The organism is Billgrantia kenyensis (genome assembly GCF_013697085.1).
Lineage (GTDB): Bacteria > Pseudomonadota > Gammaproteobacteria > Pseudomonadales > Halomonadaceae > Halomonas > Halomonas kenyensis.
In genome coordinates, this window is record NZ_JACEFT010000005.1 from 41,485 (window position 1) to 65,721 (window position 24,237).

Consider the following 24,237-nt stretch of genomic DNA (forward strand, 5'->3'; position numbering starts at 1 on the left):
CCATGTTCATCGGCCTGTTCGAAACCTTGAAGCGCGCCGGCGTGCCGGTGTCGCTTCGCGAACTGCTCGACTTGCATGCGGTCGTCGAACGCGGCGTGGTGTTCGCCGATATGGAGGCGTTCTACCAGGTGGCACGCACCGTGATGGTCAAGGACGAGCGTCATTTCGACCGCTTCGATCGCGCGTTCGCCGCCTGGTTCGACGGTCTGGAGAACCTCGATGCGGCCATCGAGGCGCTGATTCCCGACGACTGGCTGCGCCGTGAGTTCGAGAAGCAACTCTCCGAAGAGGAGAAGGCGCAGATCGAATCGCTGGGCGGGCTGGAGAAGCTGATCGAAACCTTCAAGAAGCGCCTGGAGGAGCAGAAGGAGCGCCACGCCGGCGGCAACAAGTGGATCGGCACCGGCGGCACCAGCCCCTTCGGCGCCTACGGCTACAACCCCGAGGGCATTCGCATCGGCCAGGAGGGATCGCGCCATCGTCGTGCCGTCAAGGTGTGGGACGAGCGCCGTTTCCGCGACTACGACGACAGCCTCGAGCTCGGCACCCGCAACATCAAGATGGCGCTGCGCCGGCTGCGCAAGTTTGCCCGCCAAGGCGCGGCGGAGGAGTTCGACGTCGATTCCACCATCCGCGATACCGCACGCGATGCCGGGCTGCTCAATGTGCGCATGCGCCCGGAGCGCCACAATTCGGTCAAGGTGCTGCTGTTCCTGGATGTGGGCGGCTCCATGGACGATCACATCCGTGTCTGCGAAGAGTTGTTCTCCGCCGCCCGCTCCGAGTTCAAGCACCTTGAGCACTACTACTTTCACAACTGTTTGTACGAAGGTGTCTGGCGCAACAACTATCGGCGCACCAGCGAGCGTATTCCGACCATGGACGTGCTGCACACCTACGGACGCGACTATCAGGTGGTGATCGTCGGTGACGCCGCCATGTCGCCCTATGAAGTGACCCACCCCGGCGGCAGCGTGGAGCACTTCAACGAAGAGGCCGGCGCCGTGTGGCTCAAGCGCCTGGCCGACAAGTTCCCGCGCCTGGCCTGGCTCAACCCGATGCCGCCCAGGGCCTGGGAGTACACCCACTCCACCCAGCTGATTCGCCAGTTGATCGACGACCGCATGTATCCCATGACCCTGGAGGGTCTGGAAAATGCCATGCGGGAACTGGCGCGGGGATAACACCCATAGCCCTTTCTGGTTATTTTCTTGAAAAATAACCCTTCAGGGCTATTCTTGTTACACACCCTTCACGCAGTAAAGGCCAATGGCGCAGCGTATTGCGGTACTCACGGGCGACCTTGTCGATTCCCGACAGGCCAGCGACCCGAAGCGACTCTTCGAGGTGCTCGACGCCGCGCTTGCGGCGATCACCGAGCGCTACAATGGCCGCAGCGAGCGCTACCGCGGCGACGGCTTCCAGGTCGCCCTGCCCGACCCGGCTGCTGCCCTGCCCGCAGCGGTACTGCTACGGGCGGCGCTGATTCGTCATTCCGAAGAGCAACAGCGCTGGGATGCCCGCATCGCCGTCGCTATCGGCGAGGGCAGCTGGGAACCCGGTGAGCCGCTGGGCGAAGCCAGCGGCGAAGTCTTCGTTCGCTCCGGGCAGGCCCTGGACGCCATGAGCAAGGGTTCATCCCAGCTGTGCCTGAGCCTGGCTGAGGAGGAAGAGAGCGAGTGCCTGCTGCTATTGACCTGCTTCGTCGACGATTTGATCGACGGCTGGTCGCGCTACTCCGCCGAGGCCGTCTACCTGAGTCTGTGGCATGAGGAGTCACAGCAGACGCTTGCCAAGCGCATCGGCATCAGCCAGCCCAGCGTGCACAAGCGTCTGCGTGCCGCCCGCTGGACGCTGCTCGACGACTATCTCCGCTATCTCGGCCGACGATTCAGGGACGACTCGCAATGAACGGAGATCTCTCGCTGCTCCTGGGACTGATCCTGGCCCACCTGACCGGGGATTTCCTGCTGCAGCCACGCCACTGGGTCGAGGAGCGCCTACAACGGCTGCACCGCTCACGCCACCTGCTGCACCATGTGGCCGTGCATGCCTGTCTTACTGCGCTGGTATTGCTGGTTGCGATGCTGCTCCTGCCCGACTCGCCCGGCTGGCTCGGAGTCGCCGGCGGCGCCCTGGCGGTCGCCGCCAGCCACTGGCTGATCGACTACCTCAAGGCCAGGCTGCCCGGTCAGCTGCGCTGGTTCATTCTCGACCAGGCGTTGCACCTGCTGGTGCTCTGCATGGTATGGCTGGCCTGGCTCGGCAGTCTGGTTCCGCTGCAAGCGTTTGCGACCTGGCTGCTCTCGCCCACCGTACTCGGCGTGGCCACGGCCTACCTGATCGTGACACGGCCGCTCTCGTTCGTCATCGCCATGCTCATGCAGCGCTGGAGCAGCCAGCTGGAGGAGGATAGCGGTACCCTGGCCCAGGCCGGAGCCCGCATCGGCATGCTAGAGCGGCTGCTGGTGCTTTCCCTGGTGCTGCTCGACCAGCTTACCGCAGTAGGCTTCCTGCTGGCCGCCAAGTCGGTGCTGCGTTACGGCGACCTGCGCGAAACGAAGGATCGCAAGCTGACCGAATACGTCCTGCTGGGAACCTTGGTGAGTGTCGCGTCAGCCCTGTTGCTGGGCCTGCTCGTGCGGCTGCTGGTGAGCGGAGGGTGAAACCGTTCGGCCTGAAGACTATGCCCATCTGGAGCGGAGCGCCTCCCTCGAGCCGGGATGGCTTCAGGAGGCAATGGTGTGACCGAGCAGCATCGCCTTACAGGGATGCCAGTCGTTCCTGATCGTTGATGCCGGCCATTCGTACCAGAGCCAGGGCCTCATCGAGGGTCTCCACCTCTTCGACGCGCAGCATTTCGCTGTCGAGACTGACGCGCTTGCCCATCTTTTCAGAGAGCAGCATTTCCAGCGTCGACACATCCATGTCATCGTCGATCATCAGGGTATCGACACTGGCATGATCGTGGGTGCCAGGAAGATAGATGGTACCGTTGGAAAAATCCACGGCATAGGCAATCACACCGGGAACGATGAAGAACAGCAGACCCACGCCGTTGGCAATGGCGACCACCGGGTCGATGCGACCGCTCATCTGGCCCTTGCGCTCGGGATGAAAGACGGTACCGCAACCCACCAGGGCAGTGATGGAAGCTCCCATCACCAAGCCAGCCAGGGCACGACGGAATCGGATCCTCATGGAACGAATGCTCCGCAGAAGGTCGGGTTACCGGCGCCTGAGCGATTGCCGCTGCAGATGCCGCCAAGCAGAATGGCAGGAAGCTTAGCATAACCCTACATTGATACGAACGTTTACATCCTTCATGGAGGCGGCATGAGTGAAGTTGCACTGCATACCTGCCAAGGCAATGCCATCGAGCCACGGCTGGAGGCACTGGCCAGGTTGCGAATTACCGTGTTCCGCGACTTTCCTTATCTCTATGAAGGCGACTACGCCTATGAGGCCAACTACCTGACGCGCTACGCCGAGTGCCCCGAGAGCCTGTTCGTGCTGGCCGAAGATGGCGACGCCCTGGTGGGCGCGGCCACCGGCATGCCGCTGGCGGAGGACGTGGTGGAATTCCGCATGCCCTTCGAGCAGGCCGGCTTCGATATCGGTGAGGTCTTCTATTACGGTGAATCCGTGCTGCTGCCAAGCTATCGTGGCCGAGGTATCGGCAAGGCCTTTCTCGCCGAGCGCGAGCGCCATGCCGCAGAGTGCGGCTTTACCACCGTTGCCTTCTGCGCCGTAGAGCGCCCAGGCGACCACCCGCTGAAACCGGCAGGCTATGTGCCCCTGCACGGCTTCTGGCGCTCACAGGGCTACGAACGCCACCCGGAGCTTGCGACCACCTTCCGCTGGAAGGACATCGGCGAGCCGGAGGAGACCGACAAGCCAATGGTGTTCTGGCTGAAGTCGTTGGCATGATTATCGCTCGGAGCTGATCCGACGACAGGCCTGCGAGGAGGCGCTGTGAACCCATCCCTGGGCGCTACATTTGCCATCCATGGCAAATGACCTCCTCTTCGGCCTGTCCTCGGCGCTCCTCGCTCGTCCAGCAGCCCACTCTTTTGCTGCAATTCCCCGTTGGCCTTACAATGCCCCGAACGCCGCTCGCCGCGGCACACCGACTCATGTCAAGCCCCTGCTGGAAGGAAACGCCGGACCCATGCGCGCCACCCAACTGTTGATCGCCACTCTCAAGGAAACTCCCTCCGACGCCGAGGTCATCAGCCATCAGCTGATGCTGCGCGCCGGCATGATTCGCCGTCTGACTTCTGGCCTCTACACCTGGCTGCCGGTCGGCCTGCGCACCCTGCGCAAGGTGGAACGCATCGTACGCGAGGAGATGGACCGCGCCGGCGCCCAGGAAGTGCTGATGCCGGCGGTACAGCCTGCCGAGCTGTGGCAGGAGTCTGGCCGCTGGGAGCAGTACGGCCCCGAGCTGCTGCGGCTGAAGGATCGCCACGAGCGCGATTACTGCGTCGGCCCGACCCATGAAGAGGTGATTACCGACCTGATGCGCCGCGAGCTCTCCAGCTACAAGCAGCTGCCGGCCAACTTCTACCAGATCCAGACCAAGTTCCGCGACGAGATCCGGCCCCGCTTCGGCGTGATGCGCTCACGCGAGTTCATCATGAAGGACGCCTACTCCTTCCACCTGGACCAGGCCTCGCTCAAGGAGACCTACCAGGCGATGTACGACGCCTACACGCGCATCTTCACCCGTCTGGGACTGGACTTCCGCCCCGTGCTGGCCGACACCGGCGCCATCGGCGGCGACAACTCCCACGAATTTCACGTACTGGCCGACTCCGGCGAGGACGCCATCGTCTTCTCCACCGAGTCCGACTACGCCGCCAACATTGAGAAGGCCGAGGCGCTTCCCGCCCCGCTGGACACCACCCCCGAACGCGCCACGCCGAGCGAGGACCTGCGCCTGGTCGATACGCCCCATGCGAGGACCATCGCCGCCCTGGTCGAACAGCACGGTCTACCCATCGAAAAGACCATCAAGACGCTGATGGTACACGCCGCCGAGGGCGGCCTTATCGCCCTGCTGGTTCGCGGCGACCACGAGCTCAACGAGATCAAGGCCGAAAATCTGCCCGAGGTCGCCGAACCGCTGACCATGGCCAGTGAGGAGGAGATCCGCGCCGCGGTAGGTGCCGGCCCTGGCTCACTGGGCCCGGTGGGGCTCGACATGCCGATCATCGTGGACCGCAGCGTGGCGCTGATGAGCGACTTCGGCGCCGGTGCCAACGTCGACGGCAAGCACTACTTCGGCATCAACTGGGAGCGCGACGTCGCCTTGCCCAAGGTCGCCGACATCCGCAATGTGGTCGAGGGCGACCCCTCACCGGACGGCAAGGGCACCCTGTCGATCAAGCGCGGCATTGAAGTCGGCCACGTGTTCCAACTGGGCAAGAAATACTCCGAGGCGATGAACGCCACGGTACTCGACGACAACGGCAAGGCGGCCCACCCCTGGATGGGTTGCTACGGCATCGGCGTGACCCGCGTGGTGGCAGCCGCCATCGAGCAGAACCATGACGCCAACGGCATCATCTGGCCCAACGCCATCGCCCCCTTCCAGGTAGCCCTGGTGCCGATGAACGCTCACAAGTCGCAGCGTGTGCGCGAGGAGTCCGAGCGGCTCTACCAGGCACTCACGGCGGCCGGTATCGACGTGCTGCTGGACGACCGCGACCTGCGCCCCGGGGTGAAGTTCGCCGACCAGGAGCTGATCGGCATACCTCACCGCCTGGTGGTCGGTGACCGCGGGCTGGACAAGGGCGAACTGGAGTACAAGGGGCGGCGAGACAGTGAAGCGACCATGGTACCTGCCGAGAGTATCGTCGAGTTCCTGCGCCAGCGCATCGAGGCCTGACCGCCGGCCGGCCACGGCGCCACTGCTCGTGGCCGGCCTGCTCGCGGTGCTCTCCCCTGCTGCCCAGGCCCGGGAGTCGTCTGACGAAAGCGAACCACCAGGCTTGCTCGGTGCCGTGCCTGCGGCCCTGCAGTCCTCGCCTTCCCAGCGGGTGCGAGTGGAGCCCGACATTCCGCCTTCGCTGCGCCAGACTCTCGATACGCTGGTCACCAAGACGCCCTCGCCGGACCAGGTGTGGGCGGCGCGCCGCTGGATGAGCGAAATGGAGCCGCGCCTGGCACGCTTCGTCAGTGACGAGGCGCTGCGCGGCGAGCTGCTCACGCGCATCTACCATGAGGCAAGGTTGGCTGGCCTGGCGCCGGAGATCGTACTCGCGGTCATCCAGGTGGAAAGTGCCTTCCAGCCCGAGGCCGTTTCCTCTGCCGGCGCCGTCGGGCTGATGCAGATCATGCCATTTTGGATTCGCGAGCTCGGCCGCAGCGCCGACGACCTCATGGATCCGTGGCTCAACCTGCGCTATGGCTGCACCATCCTCGCTCACTACCTGGCAGTGGAAAGCGGAGACCTGACCCGCGCCTTGGCCCGTTACAACGGCAGCCTGGGCCAGACCTGATACCCGGAGCGGGTGATGCGGGCCTGGACCGATCACTGGTGGCTGGCACGCTGAGTACCCGATGCCTTCCCCGTACAGCAGGGCCAGACGGGGCCTACCCCAGGCCAGGGTACCTGACGCTAGTCGTGCACACCGCTCATCTTCAACTCCGCCACCGCCCAGCCATCGCGCCCCCTGGCCTTGACCTGGTAGAGGGCGGCATCGGCAGCGGCATAGGCGGCATCCAGTTCATCGAACCCAGCCTTGAATCTCACCCCCCCCCACGCTGAAAGTGACTGAGTCGGAATGGGGGTGTGCGGGGTGCGGGAGAGCAGCATCTCGCAGCGCCTCGACCAGGTGGCGACAGATATCGCCCAGCGCCTTGTCGGAACGGCATTCGAACAGGGCAGCGAACTCATCGCCGCCCATCCGATAGAGGCTCGCTTCGTTGCCGAGTGCGCGCTCTATCAGTTGGACCAGGCGACGCAACAGGCGGTCACCGTCGGGATGGCCCAGGCTGTCGTTGTACTGCTTGAAGTAGTCGATATCGACCAGCAGCAAACCGAGGGAGCCGCCTCGGCTTGTCCGCACATCATCTTGCATGGCGCTACGGTTACCGACGCCGGTCAGCGGGTCACGCAGCGCTCGCGTCATCCATTCCAGGCTTTCCCGGGCAGACCTCGCCGCACGGCGCCGCTGCATCTCGTGCATGCTCCAGAAACCCAACCCCAAGACGAAGATCACCAGGCTCCCGGCCAGCACCTGCCCCTGATGACGCCGGGTCTGCTCGACGAATTCAGCGGTTACCTCACTTCGCCGGTCAAGCTGGTGCATCTCGATCTGGGTCAGGCAGCGCATCGGCTCGAGCAAGCTTTCACGCAGGTGATATGCCTCGACCGTACTGCCATTGTCAAGGCGATCCATCAGCTCGCCCATGGCGGCCAGGCTCGGCCCGGTGCAGTCGTATTCACGTCGGTAGAGGCCGATATCGAACAGGCTGTAGGCCAGCGTCATCTGAAAGTAAGCGCGCTGGCGGGTCTCCTGATCATCGGGGGAAGACAGCAGTTGGTCGAGGCCCTCCTGCAAGTAACCGCGAGCGCGGGTGGCCAGCTGCTGGCCGGTCAGGTTACCCGACTGGCTGAAGTAGGCGTGGATCTCGGGATACACCCAGCGCGTCTGGTAGGCGATCAACAACATCAAGGCCACGAAGCTCATCAGGCTGAGCGACAGCCAGTGCACGTGGCGTCGCCACGGGCGATGAGGCTTTACCATACCGCCTCGATGCTGCGAATCATCCAGACCCAATCATTGAAATTGCGCAGGTTGGCCGGATCGCGATTGCCGTAGTCGCGCTCGACGAGACGCAGCGGGCCACGATTGCGCAACGAAATCGGCTCGCCATTCTGGTGGGTTACAAGAATCCAGTTGGGATCGTCCCAGCCTCCCAGCGTGACCTCGTAATCGTCCCAGGCCTCGAAATGCAATTGCTCGGGCACTTCGCCGAAGTGTTCCTGCAACAAGTCACGGAAGACCAGGCCACGAATATCCGCCTCCTCGGTCAGGTAAGGCTCGTAGAATCGAAACTCTACGTCGGCCTGTTCGCGAAGCGCTTCGAGGCTTAGAACGACCTCGCGGTCGCCATCGAGCAATATTAGTTCATCGGTATCGGCAGCTACGGGTGAAGCCACCAGCAAGGCTGCGGACAGCAGACCCAGCGCACTCAGGCGGCACGAAAACACCATGCGTGACATGTTGTGGCTCCCTTCGTTTTTCTTTTAGGTTATGCGGTAAGGTTGCTACTGTGCCGTATTGATTCCGTTGGCGTCTACAAACGAAAAAAGCCGGCCCAATTGGGCCGGCGACTGGGGGGATAACTCCCCCCTCCCCTGACGACTTGCTACGAAGGCTGGATCAGTGTTTCTGCTTGCCCTTGCGACGATGGTCGCGAATCACGAAACCGACCCAACCTCCCAGAAAAGCGATCATCATCGCGACGGTTACCAGCCCGAAAATTACTGCGTCATCCCAGTACATAGTGGTTACTCCCCGTCACCTGATGCGATGGGTTCACTCTAGCCTGGGGAGGAGGGGAGAAAACTGACCTGAATCAAATTTCGCCTCGGCCACGAAATATGCCGCGCCGTGAATTGATTCAGGTCAGTTTTTTTCAGAGTTCAAGCGGGAGTTATCGGTTCAGAGTACCTTGCGATCCTCGACCTGGGAGGGTTCCACACCGTCCGGCAACGGGTGGCCCTTGGCCAGTTCTGCGCGATTCGCCTCACGCACCTCGAGCACTTCCACGGCATAGCACAGGGTCTGACCTGCCAGCGGATGATTGGTATCGACCAGTACCGAGCCGTCGCGCACCTCGAGCACGGTCACGATCTGTGGCCCGTCGTCGCCGGGGGTCTGGAAACGCATGCCGGGCGCGAGATCATCGAGCGGGAAGGCATTGCGTCCGACCTGCTGTACCAGCGCCTCGTTACGCGCTCCATAGGCCTCTTCCGGAGCGAGCGTGACTTCCTGCGTATCCCCCACTTCCAGCCCCGTCAGGGCCCGCTCCAGGCCCACCATGATGTTGTCATGGCCATGCAGATATTCGAGGGGCTTGGCGCGTGCCCGCGAGTCGTCCAGCACCTGGCCTTGCGCGTCGCTGAGTACATAGTGCAGGGTGACGACCCGCTGCGGAGCGATGTTCATGGCGCTCTCCTGTGTTCGGTTGGGCTGAAACAGTCGATCAGTTCCCGCGGCGCAGGTTCGCCACGGGCATCTCAAGCTGCTGCTGGCGGTTGAGTAGATTCAGCAGCACGATGGCGCGCTCGTCGCCCTTGTGACTGGCAAAGACGGCCTGCAGGTCCTTGAAGGGCCCTTCGGTAATCTCCACCGTCTCGCCAGCCCTGAAGTAGACGTTGGCGGCCTTCTCCTGTCCCTCGGTACCCTGCTCACGCAACAGCGCGATCAGCGCGTCGTCGACCGGCAGCGGGCTGTTGCCGAAGGTGACGATCCTGAGCACGCCTCGCGTCGAGCGAATCGGCCGCCAGTTGCTGGCTACCCGGTCGAGGCGAATGAACAGGTAATGAGGGAACAGCGGCTCATCCAGCCACACCAGCTTGCCGTTGCGCTTTTTCTGTACCTGAAGGACAGGATGAAACAGCTCGTAGCCCTGATTGGCGAGGTGCTCCGCGGCACGGAAGGACTCCCCGCCCTTGCACTGGACGACGTACCAGCGCGGCAGGCCGTCGTCATTGGCTTCGATAGGCTGACGTTCGCTGTGGCTCATGAAGGCCTCCTGATCGCGTATAAGCTGCTGGCATCGATGCCGGCGCTCTGCAACAATCGAGCGGTCGGACGATGGGTCCTCCGTGACCGCCCCCTTGCCGAGCGGTGGGCCATTCTAGCATCGTTGACGACGACTGGCCGCCCCCTGGCCAACGTGACACCAAGGAGTTTCACCACGCATGACGATCCCTACCGCCCAGCGCAGCTGGGGAGCCGCCCTGGCCATCTATCTTCAGGCTCCCGTGATCACCATGCTGTTCCTGGGATTCTCTGCCGGATTGCCTTTCCTGCTCGTCTTCTCGACACTGTCGGCCTGGCTGCGCAGCGATGGCGTCCAGGTCGCCGCCATCGGCTTCTTTTCCTGGATCGGGATCCTCTATTCGATCAAGTTTTTCTGGGCACCGATCGTTGACCGACTGGCGCTACCGGTGCTGACACGCACTTTCGGCCAGCGGCGCGGCTGGATGCTGCTGGCCCAGGCCATGATTGCCAGCGGACTGGTCGGGCTTGCCAGCCTGGACCCGCAGCAGAACCTGGCAATGGTGGCCGCCTTTGCGCTACTGGTGGCCTTCGGCTCGGCCACCCAGGACATCGCTATCGATGCCTTCCGCATCGAGTCGGCGCCCGACGACATCCAGGCGGCCATGGCCTCAACTTACATCATAGGCTACCGAGGCGGCCTGCTGGCTGCCGGTGCCGGTGCCCTCTACGTGGCTGCGTGGCTCTCCTGGGAAGCTGCCTATCTGACCATGGCCCTGCTGGTGGGGGTCGGCGTGATCACGGTCCTGCTACGCCCGGAACCCAAGCGGCTGTCGCTGACCACACAGCTGATCCACGAACCCAAGGTGCGCGCCTTCATCCGCGCCAGCCGCGGCAAGCCACGTGCACTGCGCCGCCTGGGCGCCTGGCTGATCGGCGCGGTGGTCTGCCCATTCACCGATTTCCTCAGCCGCCATCGGCTCAAGGCACTGTGGTTGCTGGTTTTCGTTGCCGTATTCCGTATCAGCGACCTGGCCATGGCCTCGATGGCCAATCCGCTCTATATCGACCTGGGCTTCTCGCTGGCAACGATCGCCAACGTCACCAACGTCTTCGGTATCGCCATGAGCATCAGCGGCGGGATCCTGGGGGGGCTGCTGGTGGCACGCTACGGCATCGGGCCGATCCTGGTGCTGGGAGCCGCGGCGGCAACCCTCACCAATCTGCTGTTCGCCGCCCTGGCACTTGCCGGTCAGAGCCTGCCGATGCTGGTGCTGGCCATCGTCGGCGACAATCTGGCCAACGGCCTGGCCAGCGCCGTCTTCATCGCCTTCCTGTCGAGCCTGACCTCGCGCGCCTACACTGCGACCCAGTACGCCCTGTTCTCCTCGCTGATGACCCTGCCTGGCAAGTTTCTCAGCGGCTTCGGCGGTCTGGTGGTGGCTGCAGAAGGCTATGCCACTTTCTTCGTCATCGCCACGGCGCTGGGCCTCCCTGCCATTGCGCTGGCAGTCTGGATCAGTCGCGACAAGGATCTGGTGCCCCCCGTCGCACCCCGTACGGCATAGCGACTCAGGCGTCGAGCTGCTCCTGCAGCCAGTCCAGCGCTCCCGGGGTGGTGCGCCACTGGTCGCGCATCAGGGTGCGGTATTGCCATGCCTCGGCGCGGGTGCCGGGTTCTGCGACACCATCCTGCCCCGGCTGAACCGGACGGGTCTGCTCGGCACACAGCATGGCCAAGGCGTGGGGGTTGTGCCCGCGCACCTCCCGTAGCGCTTCATTCGCCTCCGCCAGGCGTTCCAGCCGAAACAGGGCCAGCGCCCGGCCCATGAGGATCCCCAGCACCGGGGCATCGTCGAGCCGGGTCTCGGTCACGGCCAGCGCTTCGCGATTGCGCCCTTCACGCAGCAGCTGGTCTAGCACCAGCTCCTGCAGACCCAGGCTATCCTGGTCATCCAGCGTCAACAGTCGCTCGGCCAGCCGCCGCGAACGCTCGCGTGCGCCACGCTCCATACCGACAACGAGGGCCAGCCCGCTGCGCAGCAGTACGGCATTGTCGGCGCTGTCCCACAGCAAGGGGCCCTCGCCCTCTTCGCGAACCCGCTCGAGCCAGCGTTCCAGGCGGTCGGCAAGGGGCTCGAACAGGCTTGGCGACATCCACGGCAGGCTGCCGAAGCGGCTGGTCAGAGCCAGGGTCAGCGACTGCAGCACGCGCGGTGAATCGAGCCATTCGGGGTGGGCACAAAGCTCGCGTAACCAGTCGCCGGCATGGAGCCAGGGATCGCCCTTGAGACCCAGCGCACTGTCGTCATCGACATCTACCTGAAAATGCTTCTGCCAGGCGGCAAACAGGGTGTCTTCCCGAGCGCTGCTGTGATATTCGAGCTCGCCCTGGGCAGTGTGGCTCAAGCTCAGTCCCGGGGCCGGCGGCAGCTCCGCCAGCAGCGCCTGCAGGGAGGCCAGCGGTTCGGCGAGGTCTTCTTCCGCGTTGAGCAGCTGGTCGGCCAGGGTCGCGCCGGGGTTTTCCGCCAGGTCGGCAAGAAACTGCAGCTGCTCTGGCTCCAGGTCGCCCTTGCGGGCCAGGCGACGGAACCAGAAGCGGGCACGCTCCGCGGCCTCTTCCTCGTGCCCTTCATGCAGCAGCAGCATGGCCTCGATATAGGCCAGGGTAGGCGAATCGGGCAAGGCCTGCTGGGCCCGCACGAAGGCGGCACGGGCACTGTCCAGATCGTCGCTGTCCAGGTGCATCAGGCATAGTCGTTCCAATGCCACACCGCGCAGGAACAGCGGCCCCCGCTCGAGCACTTCGTCGAGCAGGTCGGCGCGTTTGCGGATGAAGCCGCGCTCCTGATACAGATCGATCAGCAATTCGAAGGCAGGCTCGGCCTGGACTGGCAGGCGCGACCAGTCGGCACGCTTGAACAGCGACTCGAGAATCTGCTGGGCGCGCCCGCGCTGGCCCGTCTCGGCCGCAATCAGTCCGGCCTCGAGCAGGGCCTGGGCCGGCGCGTTGCCGCTCTCGAGGGCGGCCTTGAGAGTCGGCCCCTTCCAGTCGCGCAGCGAGAGCATCCACATCAGGTGGTCGGGAACGTCGGCAGGCATCGCGACGGCGCCGCAACAGTGCTTGGTCTTGCGTCCGGAGTCGCACCAACAGGGCTCGTTACGACCTGGACGGGCCAACGGCTCGGAGGTAAAGCCGGCCCGCTCGAGCGGGGTCTGGCTCCACAGGATAGGCGCCAACGCCTGAGCCATGGCCAGGTCGCCGCCCATCAGTTCGGCCCCTTCCTCGCGCGCCCAGGCCATGAACGCCGGATAGCGCTCCTCCTCACGGATGGCTGCCAAGGCGCCTGAAGCAAAACCCAGCAGCTGTTCCACCCATACTGCCAGCATTCACACTCTCCGCCAGTTCAAAAGGCGCATATAGTAACAGGGAAGCGTGGCTCGGTGTTGCACGCAAGAACCACCGGCGCCGGGCCGGCGTTCATCCACGAGCCCAGGCCAGCAGCGGGCGGGTTCGGCCATGCATGTCGAGGCGAGCCCCCAGGCGTACAAGGTTCCAGTAATGGCCGTTCAGTGTGCGAGACAGCAGCAGCACGTCCGCCGGTGGTTGCAGACGATCCATGGCTGCCCACACCTTGGGCGAGAGATCGCGCAGGCGACGATGCACCCGTACGTCGGAGAAATCCTGCTCGCCGGGTTCGAACAGCGGCACCACTGCCTCGGCGGATTCACGATACAGCGCCAGCGGCGCTCCCTGCCCCTGGCGTCCTCCCAGTTGGCGCAAGGCGTCGTCCATGGCCATGGGATCCCTTGCCAGGGTGGCATCCAGCAGTTGCATCATCGCCTTGAGGTGCGCATCCGGCACCGGTATCACTGCGCCCAGGTCGTAGATCACCAGGCGACCTTCAGCGTCGACCGCAAAGTTGCCTGCATGCGGATCGGCATGCAGCTCACCGTGGGTAAAGAGCTCCTCGGTGAGCCAGTCGGCCAGGGTTGCAGCGACCCGCTGGCGCACGGCGTCAGCGGCACTCTCCATGTCACGTAGCGGCGTCCCGGCCACATAGCGCATGGCCAGCACCCTGGGGCCGGACAGGTCCGGCAATGGCTCGGGGATCACCAAGTCATGGAGGTGCGCGTAGCGTTCTCGATAGCGCACCAGCGCACAGGCCTCGGCATGGTAGTCGAGTTCGCCACGCAGGCTGGCGGCAAGTTCCTCGAACAGGGCGTCGAGACGCACCTGGGGTACCTTTAGCCAGCGCCCCAGGCGCATGATGCGCCGCAGCTGGGCCAAATCTCCCTCCAGGATCTCGGCAAGCCCTGGATACTGTACCTTGAGCACCAGGGTCTCCCCCTCCCGGGTGACGGCGCGGTGCACCTGCCCCATGGAGGCACTGGCGAACGGATGCTGCTCGATCTCGCTGAAGCGTGCATCGAGGTCGCCGTATTGTTCGACCAGGGACCGGCGTATGCCTTCCCATGGCATGGGTTGTGCCTGGCGCTGTAGGCGAGCCAGTTCTTCGGCGAGATCCGCCGGCAGCAGGTCATCCCACTGGGCCATGATCTGGGCCAGCTTCATGGCGGGCCCCTTGAGTTCGGAGAGCCCCTCGAACAAGGCCTCGCCGAGTGCACGCCAGTCGGCCTCGCCACCCAGGCGGCTGCGCAGCAGGGTGCCACCAGCGCGGGCACCCAGGCCAAACAGGCGCCTTGTCCTTCCTCGTTCTCGCATGGGGATGCTCTCCTTCTCCCTGCGGGTCATGGACTGCTGAACTCACTTTGATATAGGGATTGTACAGCTTTTCCAGGCCGCGGCATCTGGCCTTGAGCCAGGATTACTGTAAGAATATCCACTTACCGAGTGCCACGAGGCCCACTAGCGTCATGCGTCTGATCGTTGCCGAAAAGCCCAGCCTGGCCCGCGCCATCGCCGATGCCCTGCCGGGCAGCATACGTCGCGAGGAGGGCGCCCTGCACGCGGGCGACAGCGTCGTGACCTGGTGCCTGGGCCATTTGCTGGAACAGGCGCCGCCCGACGCCTACGACCCAGCCTACAAGCAGTGGCGCCTGGATCACCTGCCGATCGTGCCCACCCGCTGGCAGCTTGCCCCACGGCCCAAGGCCAGGGGTCAGCTCAGCGTGATCCGCAGGCTACTGAAGCAGGCCGGCGAAGTAGTGCACGCCGGCGATCCGGACCGGGAGGGCCAGTTGCTGGTGCAGGAGGTCATCGAGTACCTGGGCTGGAAGGGTCCGGTGGCGCGCCTGCTGATCAGCGACCTCAACCGGCCCGCGGTCCAGCGGGCACTTGGCAGGCTCGAAGACAACGCCCGCTACCAGCCCCTCTATCGCGCCGCCGAGTCGCGCTCTCGTGCCGACTGGCTGTATGGCATCAACCTGACGCGGGCCTGGACTCTGACCGGACGCCAGGCCGGCCATGACGGCGTGCTTTCAGTAGGCCGGGTGCAGACCCCGGTGCTGGGCCTGGTAGTGCGCCGCGATGCCGAAATTCGAAACTTTTCACCCTACCCCTTCCATGTGCTGTGGGTGGACCTGGCGGTGGCCAACGGCCAGCTGCGCGCCTGGTGGCAGCCGGGCGAAACGCAGCGACTCGACGACCAGGGGCGCCTGCTGGAGCGCGCTCCGGCCGAGGCGCTGGCTGCACGTCTGCCCGGCGCCGAGGGGCAGCTCAGCGCCCTCGAGAACCGCCAGAAGCGCCAGTCCGCTCCGCTGCCCTACTCCCTGTCGGCACTGCAGGTGGACGCTGCGAGACGTTTCGGGCTCTCCGCCCAGGCGGTGCTGGACATCTGCCAGCGCCTCTACGAGCGCCACAAGCTGATTACCTACCCACGCTCGGATTGCCGCTATCTCCCCAAGGAGCACCTGGCCCAGGCGCGCAGCACCTTGACGAGCGCCTGTGGCCAGGACGAGACCCTGCGCGGCTGGCTGGCCGGCGCCGACTTCACGCTGCGCTCCAGGGCGTGGGACGACAAGAAGGTCGGCGCCCACCACGCCCTGGCACCTACCGGCAAGCCGGCCGAACCTGGACGGCTGGAGCAGGCAGAGGCGGACGTGTTCCGCTTGATTGCACGCAATGTGCTGGCACAGTTCTACCCGCCGCTGGTCGCTCGCGAGGTGAAAGCGGAGTTCACGATACTCGGCGAGCGCTTCCGTTCCAGCGGGCAGGAGTTGCTGCAACCCGGCTGGAAACCGCTGTTCACCACCCGCGACGAGGCGCCTGCGCTGCCCAGCATGACCGAGGGCGAGGCGTGCCGGGTCGTCGACTGCGGCATCGAGGACCGCGAGACCCGCCCACCGGAACCCTTCACCGACGCCAGCCTGATCAAGGCGATGATGAACATCGCCCGCTACGTCGATGACCCCGAGGTCAGGCGTACCCTGCGCGAACACGACGGGCTGGGCACCGAGGCTACCCGGGCCGGTATCATCGAGACGTTGATCGATCGCGGCTATCTGGTGCGGCAAAAGAAAACGCTGCGTGCCACCCGCCTGGGCGGCGGCCTGATCGCCTCGCTTCCCGAGGCCGCCTCGCGCCCAGAGCGCACCGCGCTGTGGGAGCAGCGACTGGCAGACATTGCCGAGCGCGACGAAAACCCCGCGCCCTTTCTTGCCTCTCTCATCGAGGATCTTGCGGGGCTTCTGGCCAGCGCCGATGCCGACCGCCTGCGCCAGGCCCTCTCGGCAGCCCAGGGGGAAGCCGCCGCAGCGCCTATGCCGAGGCGACGCAAGACAACCGGCAAGCGCAGGCGAAGCCCTGCCGGTCGCACTCGTCGCAAGCCGCGAACCAGCGGTTGATGACATGAGGTCTGGCAACCGACGGGCAGGCATCGCTATGCTATTCGTGTTTTCTCCCAGGGCATCCCATGAACAGTCATACCCACCTCATCGTCGGCCCCGGGGCGCTGGGCCGTCTGCTGGCCCTGTCCCTGATGGAGCATGCCCCTGTGCTGCTGGCCGGCAGACGTAAGCTGCCTGCGGAGCAGCGCTTGACCACACCGGAGGGCAGCCGCCTGTCCCGACGCCCCGAGATGGCACTGACTGCCACGCTGCCGCCGGTCACACCGGCCTTCCTGCACCTGACCACCAAGGCCTATGCGACCACAGCCGCCTACACGGCGGTCATGGACCGGCTATCCGTAGCGCCAGTGCTGGTGCTGTGGCAGAACGGCTACCAGGTCCAACCCGAACTCACTGCCTGCCATCCCGCAGCGGTGCTGTGTGCTTCCACCACCGAGGGTGCCTGGCTGGAGAGCGATGCCGGGGTCGTGCATGCCGGCCGCGGCATGACCCATATCGGCGATATCGGCAACCGTCACCGCCACCAGAGTGACGCATTGGCGGCCCAGCTCAACCGAGCGGGCCTGGCCGCCGAAGCAAGCGCGGATATCAAGACCCGACTGTGGTACAAGCTGGCGGTAAATGCGGCGATCAACCCGCTGGTGGCTCGCTTTCGTATTCGTAACGGCCAACTCCGCGACCGTCCTTTCCGCCCCATGGTAGAGCGCATCATCAAGGAAGTGGCGGCGATCATGGCCGCCGAGAACATCGCTCCGCCGCAGGAAGGTTGGCATGCGCTGGTTTGGCAGGTAGTGGCGGCGACTGCCGGCAATCGCGCCTCGATGCTACAGGACGTCCTGGCCGGAAGACCGACGGAGCGCGAGGCCATTCTCGGCCCCCTGCTGGCCGCCGCCAGGCATCATGGCATTCCCGCGGATCGACTCGCGGAACTCGATGACCAGCTCTCCCGCGCTTGACCGGGCGGCGTTGGACGAGCGCCTGGCGGGCGGCGTGACGGGCTGCTAGGCTAGAGGGAGCCTTAAGCACTTGGAATGACGCTAAGCTGCAGGTCGCGTTCCTTGCTTCACTACAAGCCAGACGCAACGCAGCATAACGCACAGGGACCACGGGTCAGGGGACAATGAATGCTTGCATGAGGTATGCCTTGGGTATGGTAGCCAGCCTTACGCTATTGCCGCACTTGGCCATGGCGGAGGAGGTGGCGCCGCATGCGCTTCATGACAGTCTTCACGCCAGCCTCCGGGACAGCCCACCACTGGATTACACCGAGGCGCCGCGCCAGTATCTGGTTGCCCTGACCCCGGCCTACCTCGATCCCCCCTCCTATGCCAGCAAGACCAGTGACCTGATGCATCTCGACAATGGGCTGATTCTCGAGGGCAGTGACCTGCAGACACCCGATGGCTACACTTCCGGGTTTCGCGTCACGGCTGGCTTTTCACCGACCAACATGCCACGTGTCGACCTCGGCGCAGAATTTACCTATCGCGAAAGCGAGGAAGTCCCCACGCGCCTGGCCGACCAGGCGCTGCTGGTCAATACGACCACCCTGGGCGGCAGTCTGCTGGCCGGGGTTCGCCTGGGTCAGTTCGGCCTGTACGCCAAGTCGGGTTTCGCCGAATGGGAAGGCGATCCTGTGACCCAGGGCGAAGCACTCTACATGGCAACGGCGGGCACCGCTCGCATCCAGGGCTTTGGTGCCCGGTTGCAGCATAACCGTCTGGTGAGCCGGCTGGAGTTCGAGGAAATCGATGCTCCCAACATGGCCCACCTCAATCTGGTGACCGCTTCGCTTCACTTCGCCTTCTAGATTCCCCACCCTGACCCGCCTGGCCATGGCGCCCTGGCAGGCCTGCGGAGTTCAGGCTCAGCCGGTATTGCGCAAGCCCGCTGCAATACCCGCCATGGTCACCATCAACGCGCGTGACAACTCTCCGCTGATGGCGCCATCAGCATCACGATTACGCTGCAGCAGTTCCGCCTGGAGGCCGTGCAGCGGGTCGATGTAGGGGTTGCGCACCTCGATGGCCTGGCCAATCAGCGGGGTCTTCTCGAGCAGCTCGGGCTGGTCGAGGATGCTCAGGAGTACCGACTGCAACCGCGTGAACCGCTGGCGCAGCTGCGTGCCCAGCTCCTTGAGCGCGGGCTCGTCGACCAGGCGCTGCTCGTAGTACGAGGCGATGCCCACGTCGGCCTTGGCCAGCAGCATCTCCAGCATGTCGAGGTAGGTGCCGAAAAACGGCCAGCGATCGCGCATCTCGCGCAGCACCTCCAGCCCACCCTCCTCTTCCATTCGCAGGGAGAAAGCTTCGCCGCTGCCCAGCCAGGCCGGCAGCATCAAGCGAATCTGGGTCCAGGCGAAGATCCAGGGGATCGCACGCAGCGTCTCCACTCCACCGTCCTGACGCCGCTTGGTCGGACGCGACCCCAGCGGCAGGTGCCCCAGCACGCCCTCTGGCGTCACCGCACGGAAATAGGGTACGAAGTCCGGATCTTCGCGCACCAGGCCGACGTAGGCGCCATGTGCGATCTCGGCCAGTCGATCCATCTCCTCGCGCCAGTGCGGCTCCGGTGCCGGCGGCGGCAGAAGGCTCGCCTCCAGCACCGCGCAGGCATAGATCTCCATGGAGCGCAGGGCGATATCGGGCTGGCCGAACTTGAAGCGGATCATCTCGCCCTGCTCAGTCACCCGCAGGCTGCCGTTCACCGAGCCCGGAGGCTGCGACAGGATTGCAGCATAGGCCGGGCCGCCGCCGCGGCCGACTGCCCCGCCACGACCGTGAAACAGGGTCAAGGCCACGCCATGACGGCGACACACCTCGACCAGGCGCTCCTGAGCGCGGTATTGCGCCCATGCCGCGGCGAGCTGTCCGGCATCCTTGGCCGAGTCGGAATAGCCGATCATCACCTCCTGGCGATCGCCCGCCAACTCCCGATACCCTGGCAGCGCCAGCAGGCGGTCAATGACATCTCCGGAGCGATTGAGGTCGTCCAGGGTCTCGAACAGCGGCGCGATGGGCAATGACACGGCCCCCCCGACTTCCTTCATGAGCAGCGCCACCGTCAACACGTCGGAAGGCTGGGCAGCCATCGATATGATGTAAGTACCGAGCGCCTCGGACTGCTCGCTGGCAATGACCATGAAGGTGTCGAGCACCTCGCGAGTCTCGGCCGAGCACTCCCAGCGGCGTGGGATCAGCGGCCGGCGGGACTCGAGCTCGGCAAGCAGGAACGCCTGGCGTTGCTCTTCGCTCCAGTCGCGGTAGTGGCCGAGCCCCAGAGCGTCGGTGAGCTCTTCCATGACCAGCGCGTGCCGGCTCGCCTCCTGGCGGATGTCGAGCTTGGTCAGGGTCACGCCAAAAACCGCGACCCGGCGCAGGGTGTCGAGCAGTGCACCGTTGGCGATGGTGTCGAGGCCCACGTCGCACAGCGAGCGGTAACAGGTCAGCAGCGGTGCGTAGAGCTGATCGCTGTTCTCGATGATCGGCCCGCCCTCGTAGCTCCTGCCGTCGAGCTGGGCCTTGGCCCAGTCGCGAGTGGCCTCGACCCGCTGAAGCAGCCGCTTGAGCAGCTCACGGTAGGGCTCGGCCACGCTGCCGACTTCGGCCCGCAGCGCGCTGTTGCACTTCCACATCGAGAGCTCGGCCTTGAGCTGTTCCAGGTCGCGCAGGTAGAGGTCGGCTGCCATCCAGCGCCCCAAGAGCAGCACTTCACGGGTCACCCGGGAAGTGACGTTGGGGTTGCCGTCACGGTCCCCCCCCATCCAGGAGGCAAAGACGATCGGCGCAGCATCCAGCGGCAGGCGCTCGCCGGCAGACTCGAGCAGCAGGCTGTCGAGGTCGCGGTGAAAGGCCGGTACCGCCTGCCACAGCGAGTTCTCGATGACCGCAAAGCCCCACTTCGCCTCGTCCACGGGGGTGGGGCGTTCGTGGCGAATCTCGTCGGTATGCCAGGCCTGGCTGATCAGCTCCTCGAGGCGGCCGCGAGCCCGACTGGCCCGCTCGGGATAGTCAAGGGAGGACTCGATGACGGTAAGGCACTCGTCGATGGCGTCGTATTTCTGAATCAGGGTTCGACGAATGACTTCGGTCGGGTGAGCGGTCAGCACCAGCTCGACGCGCATGTCGGCCAGGCTCTCGACCAGCTTGCGCGGCGCGTGACCGGCGTCGCGGGCACGCTGCAGCAGCTCCGAGAGCACCGGCTGGGAACCGGGTTTGTAGTCCTCGACCCGGCGGAAGCGAGCCCGGTAGTGCTGTTCGGCGATATTGGCCAGGTTGAGGAACTGGTTGAAGGCACGGGTCACCGGCAGCAGGTCGCGGTCGGGCAGCTTGCGCAGGTAGTCGATCAGCTCACGACTGCTCTGTACGTCGCCCTGACGGCCACGCTTGGCCAGGCCGCGGATGGTCTCGATGCGGTCGACGAAGCCCTCTCCCAGATCATCGGCAATGGTGCGCCCAAGGCTGTCGCCGAGGATGCGTACGTTGTCGCGTAGCGATTCGTGCAGGTCGCCGCTCATGGCCGATCTCCTCCTGAAGGCGCTTCGGAATGTCCTGATGATATTGGGGAAACTTGACGCTCCAGCCGCTTGGCCTCCTGCCAGTGGAACTCCATGGTGTCCAGGTCGACGTCGCGGGTGGTCATGCCACGCTGGGCAAGGGCCTGCTCGACATGGCGAAAGCGGCGCTCGAACTTGGCGTTGGTATTGCGCAGGCACTGCTCGGGATCGGCCTTGAGGGTTCGCGCGAGATTGGTCACGGCGAACAGCAGATCACCCACCTCGCTTGCGGCATGCTCGCGATCGCCCGCGTCCAGCGCCTGCTCGACTTCATCGAGCTCCTCGCGGATCTTGGCAATTACTCCCCTGGCATCGGGCCAGTCAAAGCCGACCCGGGCGGCACGCTTGGAGAGCTTGGCCGCGCGCGACAGCGCCGGCAGTGTACGCGGCACGTCATCGAGCACCGAGGCGGGGCTGGCGTCGTCGGCACGCTCGGCACGCTCCTCGGCCTTGAGTGCCTCCCAGCGACTGTTGACTTGCCGCGTCTCGACCTGTTCGGCGCTGACGCCGACGGGTCGGCGTGACGCCAGGGTGCCGTCGGGGAAGACATGCGGATGACGACGCAACATCTTGGCGGTCAGGGTATGCACCACGTCGCGAAAGTCGAAGCGCGCCTCTTCGTTGGCAAACTGGCTGTAGTAGACCACCTGGAACAGCAGGTCGCCGAGCTCGCCCGGCAACTCGTCCCAGGCGCGCCGTTCGATGACATCGGCAACTTCATAGGCCTCTTCCAGGGTATGCGGCACGATGCTGTCCCAGCCCTGCTTGAGGTCCCACGGGCAACCCTGCTCGGGATCGCGCAGCACCGCCATCAGTGTCAGCAGGTCGTCGATGCCGTGGCGGGTCTCGCTCATGTGCTGCTCCCCTTGCGCTTCATGCCCTTGGCTCCCGTCCTCAGGCGCTGGACTTCGATCACGTTAGACAATTGCTGGATGCGGGAAAAGAGCCTGCCCAGGGTTTCAAGGCCATCGACTTCCACGGTAATGCGCATGCGGGCAATGCCGTCGCTGGTATCGGTCAAGGTATTGACCGACAACACGTTGACCTTCTCGTTGCTCAGGATGCCGGTAACATCGCGCAGCAGCCCTGAGCGATCCCAGGCCTGGACTTCGATGTCCACGGGGTACTGGGTGCGGGCGCGCTGGCCCCACTCCACCTCGATCACCCGCTGCGGCTCGTCCAGGCGAAGCTGCAGGATATTGGGACAGTCCTGCCGGTGAACGGTGACGCCGCGCCCCTGGGTGATGAAGCCGACGATCGGCTCACCGGGCACCGGGTGGCAGCAGTTGGCCATGCTGGTCTTCAGGTTGCCCACGCCAAGCACGGTGATATCGCTGCTGCCGCCCTTGCCCTGGTCGCGCCGCGGCTTGGCCAGCAGGCGGTCGAGCTGTTCCTGGTCATCGGTCTCGCCAAACAGCTGCTGAGCCTGGTGCAGCACCTGGCCAATGCGCAGGTCTCCGGCCCCGAGAGCGGCGTACATGTCCTCGGGGTTGGTGTAGTTGACCTTGCGTGCCAGGGTGTCGAGATCCATGTCTTCCACGTCGAGGCGGCGCATCTCACGTTCGAACAGCGCCTTGCCCTCCTCCACGTTCTGCTCGCGAGCCTGGTGCTTGAACCAGGACTGGATCTTGGCTCGCGCCCGCGAGGTGCGTACGTAACCGAGACTGGGGTTGAGCCAGTCGCGGCTTGGGCCGCCCTTGCTGGCGGTGAGAATCTCGACCTGCTGGCCGGTCTTGAGCTTGTAGGTCAGCGGCACGATGCGGCCGTCGACCTTGGCTCCGCGACAGCGATGGCCGACCTCGGTATGCACGCGGTAGGCAAAGTCGATGGGTGTGGCAATACGCGGAAGATCGATGACATGACCGTCCGGCGTGAAGACGTAGATACGGTCCGGCGCCACATCGCTGGAGAGCCCTTCGCGCAGGTCGCCGAACTCGCCGACCTCGTCCTGCCACTCGAGAACCTGACGCAGCCAGGCAATCTTCTCCTCGTAACTGGAGCTCTTGCCGCCAGTGTCGTGCCCCTTGTAGCGCCAGTGGGCACAGACGCCCAGCTCGGCCTCGTCGTGCATGGCGAAGGTGCGGATCTGGATTTCCAGTACCTTGTTCTCGGGCCCGAGTACGGCAGTGTGCAGCGACTGGTAGCCGTTCTTCTTGGGGTTGGCGATGTAATCGTCGAACTCGTTGGGCACATGGTGCCAGCGCGAGTGCACCAGCCCCAGCACGGTATAGCAGTCGGTCACTTCCGGCACCAGGATGCGGACGGCGCGCACGTCGTTGACCTGGGAGAAATCGATGCGCTTGCGCTTCATCTTGCGCCAGATCGAGTAGATATGCTTGGCGCGGCCGTTGACCTCGTACGGGTCGATGCCCTGGGCCTCCAGCATGCCCTTGAGCACCTCCACCACGTCGTGGATCCAGCGGTCGCGATCCAGGCGCTTCTCGGCCAGCTGGCGGGCAATCGCCTTGTAATCATCCTCATGCAGATAGCGGAAGGAGAGATCCTCGAGTTCCCACTTGACCTGGCCGATGCCCAGGCGGTGCGCCAGCGGCGCATAGATATCGAAGACCTCCCGTGCCACCTGCATACGCTTTTCACGCGGCGCATCCTTGACCTGCCGCAGGGCGCAGGTGCGCTCGGCAATCTTGATCAGCGCCACGCGCACGTCGTCGATCATGGTAACCAGCATCTTGCGCAGGTTGTCCTGCTGATCATGCTGTACCAGGCCCTGGCTCGGCGTCTGGATGTTGCTGATGGCGGCCATCTGCAGCACGCCTTCGATCAACTCCGCCACTTCCTTGCCGAACCTGCGGGCAACGGCATCACGGGAGATCAGCCCCTCGCGCACGGCGCGATAGAGTACGGCTGCCTCGAGCGCGGACTGATCGAGCTTGAGCAGGGCCAGGATATCGGCCATCTCAAGGCCCATGCGGTAGGTGGTATCCTTCGGCAGCCAGGCCTTGTGGGGGCGGTCGGCATCCATCACCAGTCGCTTGGCAAGCTCGCAGGCCTCACGCATCTCGTCGGGGTCGCGCAGCTTGACGTCTTCCTGCAACCGTTCCAGCCAATGGGAGATATCGACGTCACCATTGTCGGTCAACGGCTGATCGTCGCGGACTTTGACCATCT

22 protein-coding genes are annotated in these 24,237 nt (G+C 64.8%); 10 read left to right on the forward strand and 12 right to left on the reverse strand.

The annotated features are described in order from the left end of the window. Window positions 1–2: 2 nt before the first annotated feature. The 3 genes from H1D44_RS06425 (at window position 3) to H1D44_RS06435 (ending at window position 2,666) form a co-directional block, all read left to right on the forward strand. Window positions 3–1,184 carry a vWA domain-containing protein gene (locus H1D44_RS06425; RefSeq protein WP_181514018.1) on the forward strand — a complete coding sequence of 394 codons (1,182 nt, stop codon included), beginning with the start codon at window positions 3–5 and terminating at the stop codon, window positions 1,182–1,184. Between the two features lie 85 nt (window positions 1,185–1,269). Then, window positions 1,270–1,911, forward strand: coding sequence for a helix-turn-helix domain-containing protein (locus H1D44_RS06430; protein ID WP_181514019.1), 642 nt, complete (start codon window positions 1,270–1,272; stop codon window positions 1,909–1,911). Next, window positions 1,908–2,666 carry a DUF3307 domain-containing protein gene (locus tag H1D44_RS06435; RefSeq protein ID WP_181514020.1) on the forward strand — a complete coding sequence of 253 codons (759 nt, stop codon included), beginning with the start codon at window positions 1,908–1,910 and terminating at the stop codon, window positions 2,664–2,666. Before H1D44_RS06430 ends, H1D44_RS06435 begins: the two co-directional genes overlap by 4 nt. Window positions 2,667–2,763: 97 nt before the next feature. Here the strand turns inward: H1D44_RS06435 and H1D44_RS06440 are convergent, their stop codons facing one another. Then, window positions 2,764–3,201, reverse strand: a complete 438-nt coding sequence (locus tag H1D44_RS06440; protein ID WP_181514021.1) for a hypothetical protein — start codon at window positions 3,199–3,201, stop codon at window positions 2,764–2,766. Window positions 3,202–3,336: 135 nt separating this feature from the next. On the opposite strand from H1D44_RS06440, the gene H1D44_RS06445 reads away from it, so the two are divergent. The 3 genes from H1D44_RS06445 (at window position 3,337) to H1D44_RS06455 (ending at window position 6,506) form a co-directional block, all read left to right on the forward strand. Then, a complete protein-coding gene (locus H1D44_RS06445; protein ID WP_181514022.1) occupies window positions 3,337–3,930 on the forward strand; it encodes a GNAT family N-acetyltransferase in 594 nt (197 codons plus the stop codon). A gap of 241 nt (window positions 3,931–4,171) precedes the next feature. Continuing rightward, entirely contained in the window at window positions 4,172–5,893 is a 1,722-nt protein-coding gene (locus H1D44_RS06450; protein WP_181514023.1) for a proline--tRNA ligase, read from the forward strand. A 127-nt stretch (window positions 5,894–6,020) separates the two neighbouring features. Beyond that, window positions 6,021–6,506 carry a lytic transglycosylase domain-containing protein gene (locus H1D44_RS06455; RefSeq protein WP_422671654.1) on the forward strand — a complete coding sequence of 162 codons (486 nt, stop codon included), beginning with the start codon at window positions 6,021–6,023 and terminating at the stop codon, window positions 6,504–6,506. A gap of 119 nt (window positions 6,507–6,625) precedes the next feature. Here the strand turns inward: H1D44_RS06455 and H1D44_RS21165 are convergent, their stop codons facing one another. From H1D44_RS21165 to rfaH, 6 genes are all read right to left on the reverse strand, one after another. Beyond that, window positions 6,626–6,760 (reverse strand): hypothetical protein, encoded by a 135-nt coding sequence (locus H1D44_RS21165; RefSeq protein ID WP_275299075.1) that lies wholly within the window; start codon window positions 6,758–6,760, stop codon window positions 6,626–6,628. Further along, window positions 6,735–7,757, reverse strand: a complete 1,023-nt coding sequence (locus H1D44_RS06460) for a GGDEF domain-containing protein (protein WP_238984423.1) — start codon at window positions 7,755–7,757, stop codon at window positions 6,735–6,737. Before H1D44_RS06460 ends, H1D44_RS21165 begins: the two co-directional genes overlap by 26 nt. Further along, a complete protein-coding gene (locus tag H1D44_RS20965; protein ID WP_238984422.1) occupies window positions 7,751–8,236 on the reverse strand; it encodes a hypothetical protein in 486 nt (161 codons plus the stop codon). The genes H1D44_RS06460 and H1D44_RS20965 overlap by 7 nt, the downstream gene beginning before the upstream one ends. Window positions 8,237–8,396: 160 nt before the next feature. Continuing rightward, complete coding sequence (gene ccoM, locus H1D44_RS21300; protein WP_422671652.1) at window positions 8,397–8,519, reverse strand: cytochrome c oxidase subunit CcoM; 123 nt, start codon at window positions 8,517–8,519, stop codon at window positions 8,397–8,399. A 159-nt stretch (window positions 8,520–8,678) separates the two neighbouring features. Further along, complete coding sequence (locus H1D44_RS06470; RefSeq protein WP_181514024.1) at window positions 8,679–9,185, reverse strand: FKBP-type peptidyl-prolyl cis-trans isomerase; 507 nt, start codon at window positions 9,183–9,185, stop codon at window positions 8,679–8,681. 37 nt (window positions 9,186–9,222) lie between these two features. Next, the gene (rfaH, locus tag H1D44_RS06475) at window positions 9,223–9,765 is read right to left on the reverse strand and encodes a transcription/translation regulatory transformer protein RfaH (protein WP_181514025.1); all 543 of its coding nucleotides are present in this window, start codon (window positions 9,763–9,765) and stop codon (window positions 9,223–9,225) included. A 178-nt stretch (window positions 9,766–9,943) separates the two neighbouring features. Here rfaH and H1D44_RS06480 point away from each other — a divergent pair, with 178 nt between their 5' ends. Further along, window positions 9,944–11,311, forward strand: coding sequence for an AmpG family muropeptide MFS transporter (locus H1D44_RS06480; RefSeq protein ID WP_181514026.1), 1,368 nt, complete (start codon window positions 9,944–9,946; stop codon window positions 11,309–11,311). A 4-nt stretch (window positions 11,312–11,315) separates the two neighbouring features. Here H1D44_RS06480 and H1D44_RS06485 read toward each other — a convergent pair whose 3' ends face one another. Further along, entirely contained in the window at window positions 11,316–13,133 is a 1,818-nt protein-coding gene (locus H1D44_RS06485; protein ID WP_181514027.1) for an SEC-C domain-containing protein, read from the reverse strand. A 91-nt stretch (window positions 13,134–13,224) separates the two neighbouring features. Beyond that, window positions 13,225–14,469 carry an ABC1 kinase family protein gene (locus H1D44_RS06490; protein WP_181514028.1) on the reverse strand — a complete coding sequence of 415 codons (1,245 nt, stop codon included), beginning with the start codon at window positions 14,467–14,469 and terminating at the stop codon, window positions 13,225–13,227. A 152-nt stretch (window positions 14,470–14,621) separates the two neighbouring features. Here H1D44_RS06490 and H1D44_RS06495 point away from each other — a divergent pair, with 152 nt between their 5' ends. From H1D44_RS06495 to H1D44_RS06505, 3 genes are all read left to right on the forward strand, one after another. After that, a complete protein-coding gene (locus tag H1D44_RS06495) occupies window positions 14,622–16,550 on the forward strand; it encodes a DNA topoisomerase III (RefSeq protein ID WP_181514029.1) in 1,929 nt (642 codons plus the stop codon). A 68-nt stretch (window positions 16,551–16,618) separates the two neighbouring features. Then, window positions 16,619–17,509, forward strand: a complete 891-nt coding sequence (locus H1D44_RS06500; RefSeq protein WP_181514030.1) for a ketopantoate reductase family protein — start codon at window positions 16,619–16,621, stop codon at window positions 17,507–17,509. A 176-nt stretch (window positions 17,510–17,685) separates the two neighbouring features. Beyond that, window positions 17,686–18,363: a hypothetical protein gene (locus H1D44_RS06505; protein WP_238984421.1), complete on the forward strand. Its 678-nt coding sequence runs from the start codon at window positions 17,686–17,688 to the stop codon at window positions 18,361–18,363. A gap of 57 nt (window positions 18,364–18,420) precedes the next feature. Here H1D44_RS06505 and ppc read toward each other — a convergent pair whose 3' ends face one another. From ppc to relA, 3 genes are read right to left on the reverse strand one after another with little or no spacing between them, the layout of a single operon-like run. After that, window positions 18,421–21,069, reverse strand: a complete 2,649-nt coding sequence (gene ppc / locus H1D44_RS06510) for a phosphoenolpyruvate carboxylase (protein WP_181514032.1) — start codon at window positions 21,067–21,069, stop codon at window positions 18,421–18,423. Next, entirely contained in the window at window positions 21,066–21,962 is an 897-nt protein-coding gene (gene mazG, locus H1D44_RS06515; protein ID WP_181514033.1) for a nucleoside triphosphate pyrophosphohydrolase, read from the reverse strand. The genes ppc and mazG overlap by 4 nt, the downstream gene beginning before the upstream one ends. Continuing rightward, a complete protein-coding gene (gene relA / locus H1D44_RS06520) occupies window positions 21,959–24,235 on the reverse strand; it encodes a GTP diphosphokinase (protein WP_181514034.1) in 2,277 nt (758 codons plus the stop codon). The genes mazG and relA overlap by 4 nt, the downstream gene beginning before the upstream one ends. Window positions 24,236–24,237: the final 2 nt, after the last annotated feature.

Coding starts and splice junctions, on each gene's coding strand:
- H1D44_RS06495 (WP_181514029.1), top strand. CDS start 14,622: ATGCGTCTGATCGTTGCCGAAAAGCCCAGCCTGGCCCGCGCCATCGCC.
- H1D44_RS06460 (WP_238984423.1), bottom strand. CDS start 7,757: ATGGTAAAGCCTCATCGCCCGTGGCGACGCCACGTGCACTGGCTGTCG.
- H1D44_RS06490 (WP_181514028.1), bottom strand. CDS start 14,469: ATGCGAGAACGAGGAAGGACAAGGCGCCTGTTTGGCCTGGGTGCCCGC.
- H1D44_RS06505 (WP_238984421.1), top strand. CDS start 17,686: ATGAGGTATGCCTTGGGTATGGTAGCCAGCCTTACGCTATTGCCGCAC.
- mazG (WP_181514033.1), bottom strand. CDS start 21,962: ATGAGCGAGACCCGCCACGGCATCGACGACCTGCTGACACTGATGGCG.
- H1D44_RS06440 (WP_181514021.1), bottom strand. CDS start 3,201: ATGAGGATCCGATTCCGTCGTGCCCTGGCTGGCTTGGTGATGGGAGCT.
- H1D44_RS06480 (WP_181514026.1), top strand. CDS start 9,944: ATGACGATCCCTACCGCCCAGCGCAGCTGGGGAGCCGCCCTGGCCATC.
- H1D44_RS06430 (WP_181514019.1), top strand. CDS start 1,270: ATGGCGCAGCGTATTGCGGTACTCACGGGCGACCTTGTCGATTCCCGA.
- H1D44_RS06500 (WP_181514030.1), top strand. CDS start 16,619: ATGAACAGTCATACCCACCTCATCGTCGGCCCCGGGGCGCTGGGCCGT.
- H1D44_RS06470 (WP_181514024.1), bottom strand. CDS start 9,185: ATGAACATCGCTCCGCAGCGGGTCGTCACCCTGCACTATGTACTCAGC.
- ppc (WP_181514032.1), bottom strand. CDS start 21,069: ATGAGCGGCGACCTGCACGAATCGCTACGCGACAACGTACGCATCCTC.
- H1D44_RS06445 (WP_181514022.1), top strand. CDS start 3,337: ATGAGTGAAGTTGCACTGCATACCTGCCAAGGCAATGCCATCGAGCCA.
- relA (WP_181514034.1), bottom strand. CDS start 24,235: ATGGTCAAAGTCCGCGACGATCAGCCGTTGACCGACAATGGTGACGTC.
- H1D44_RS06485 (WP_181514027.1), bottom strand. CDS start 13,133: ATGCTGGCAGTATGGGTGGAACAGCTGCTGGGTTTTGCTTCAGGCGCC.
- H1D44_RS20965 (WP_238984422.1), bottom strand. CDS start 8,236: ATGTCACGCATGGTGTTTTCGTGCCGCCTGAGTGCGCTGGGTCTGCTG.
- H1D44_RS06450 (WP_181514023.1), top strand. CDS start 4,172: ATGCGCGCCACCCAACTGTTGATCGCCACTCTCAAGGAAACTCCCTCC.
- H1D44_RS06425 (WP_181514018.1), top strand. CDS start 3: ATGTTCATCGGCCTGTTCGAAACCTTGAAGCGCGCCGGCGTGCCGGTG.
- ccoM (WP_422671652.1), bottom strand. CDS start 8,519: ATGTACTGGGATGACGCAGTAATTTTCGGGCTGGTAACCGTCGCGATG.
- rfaH (WP_181514025.1), bottom strand. CDS start 9,765: ATGAGCCACAGCGAACGTCAGCCTATCGAAGCCAATGACGACGGCCTG.
- H1D44_RS06435 (WP_181514020.1), top strand. CDS start 1,908: ATGAACGGAGATCTCTCGCTGCTCCTGGGACTGATCCTGGCCCACCTG.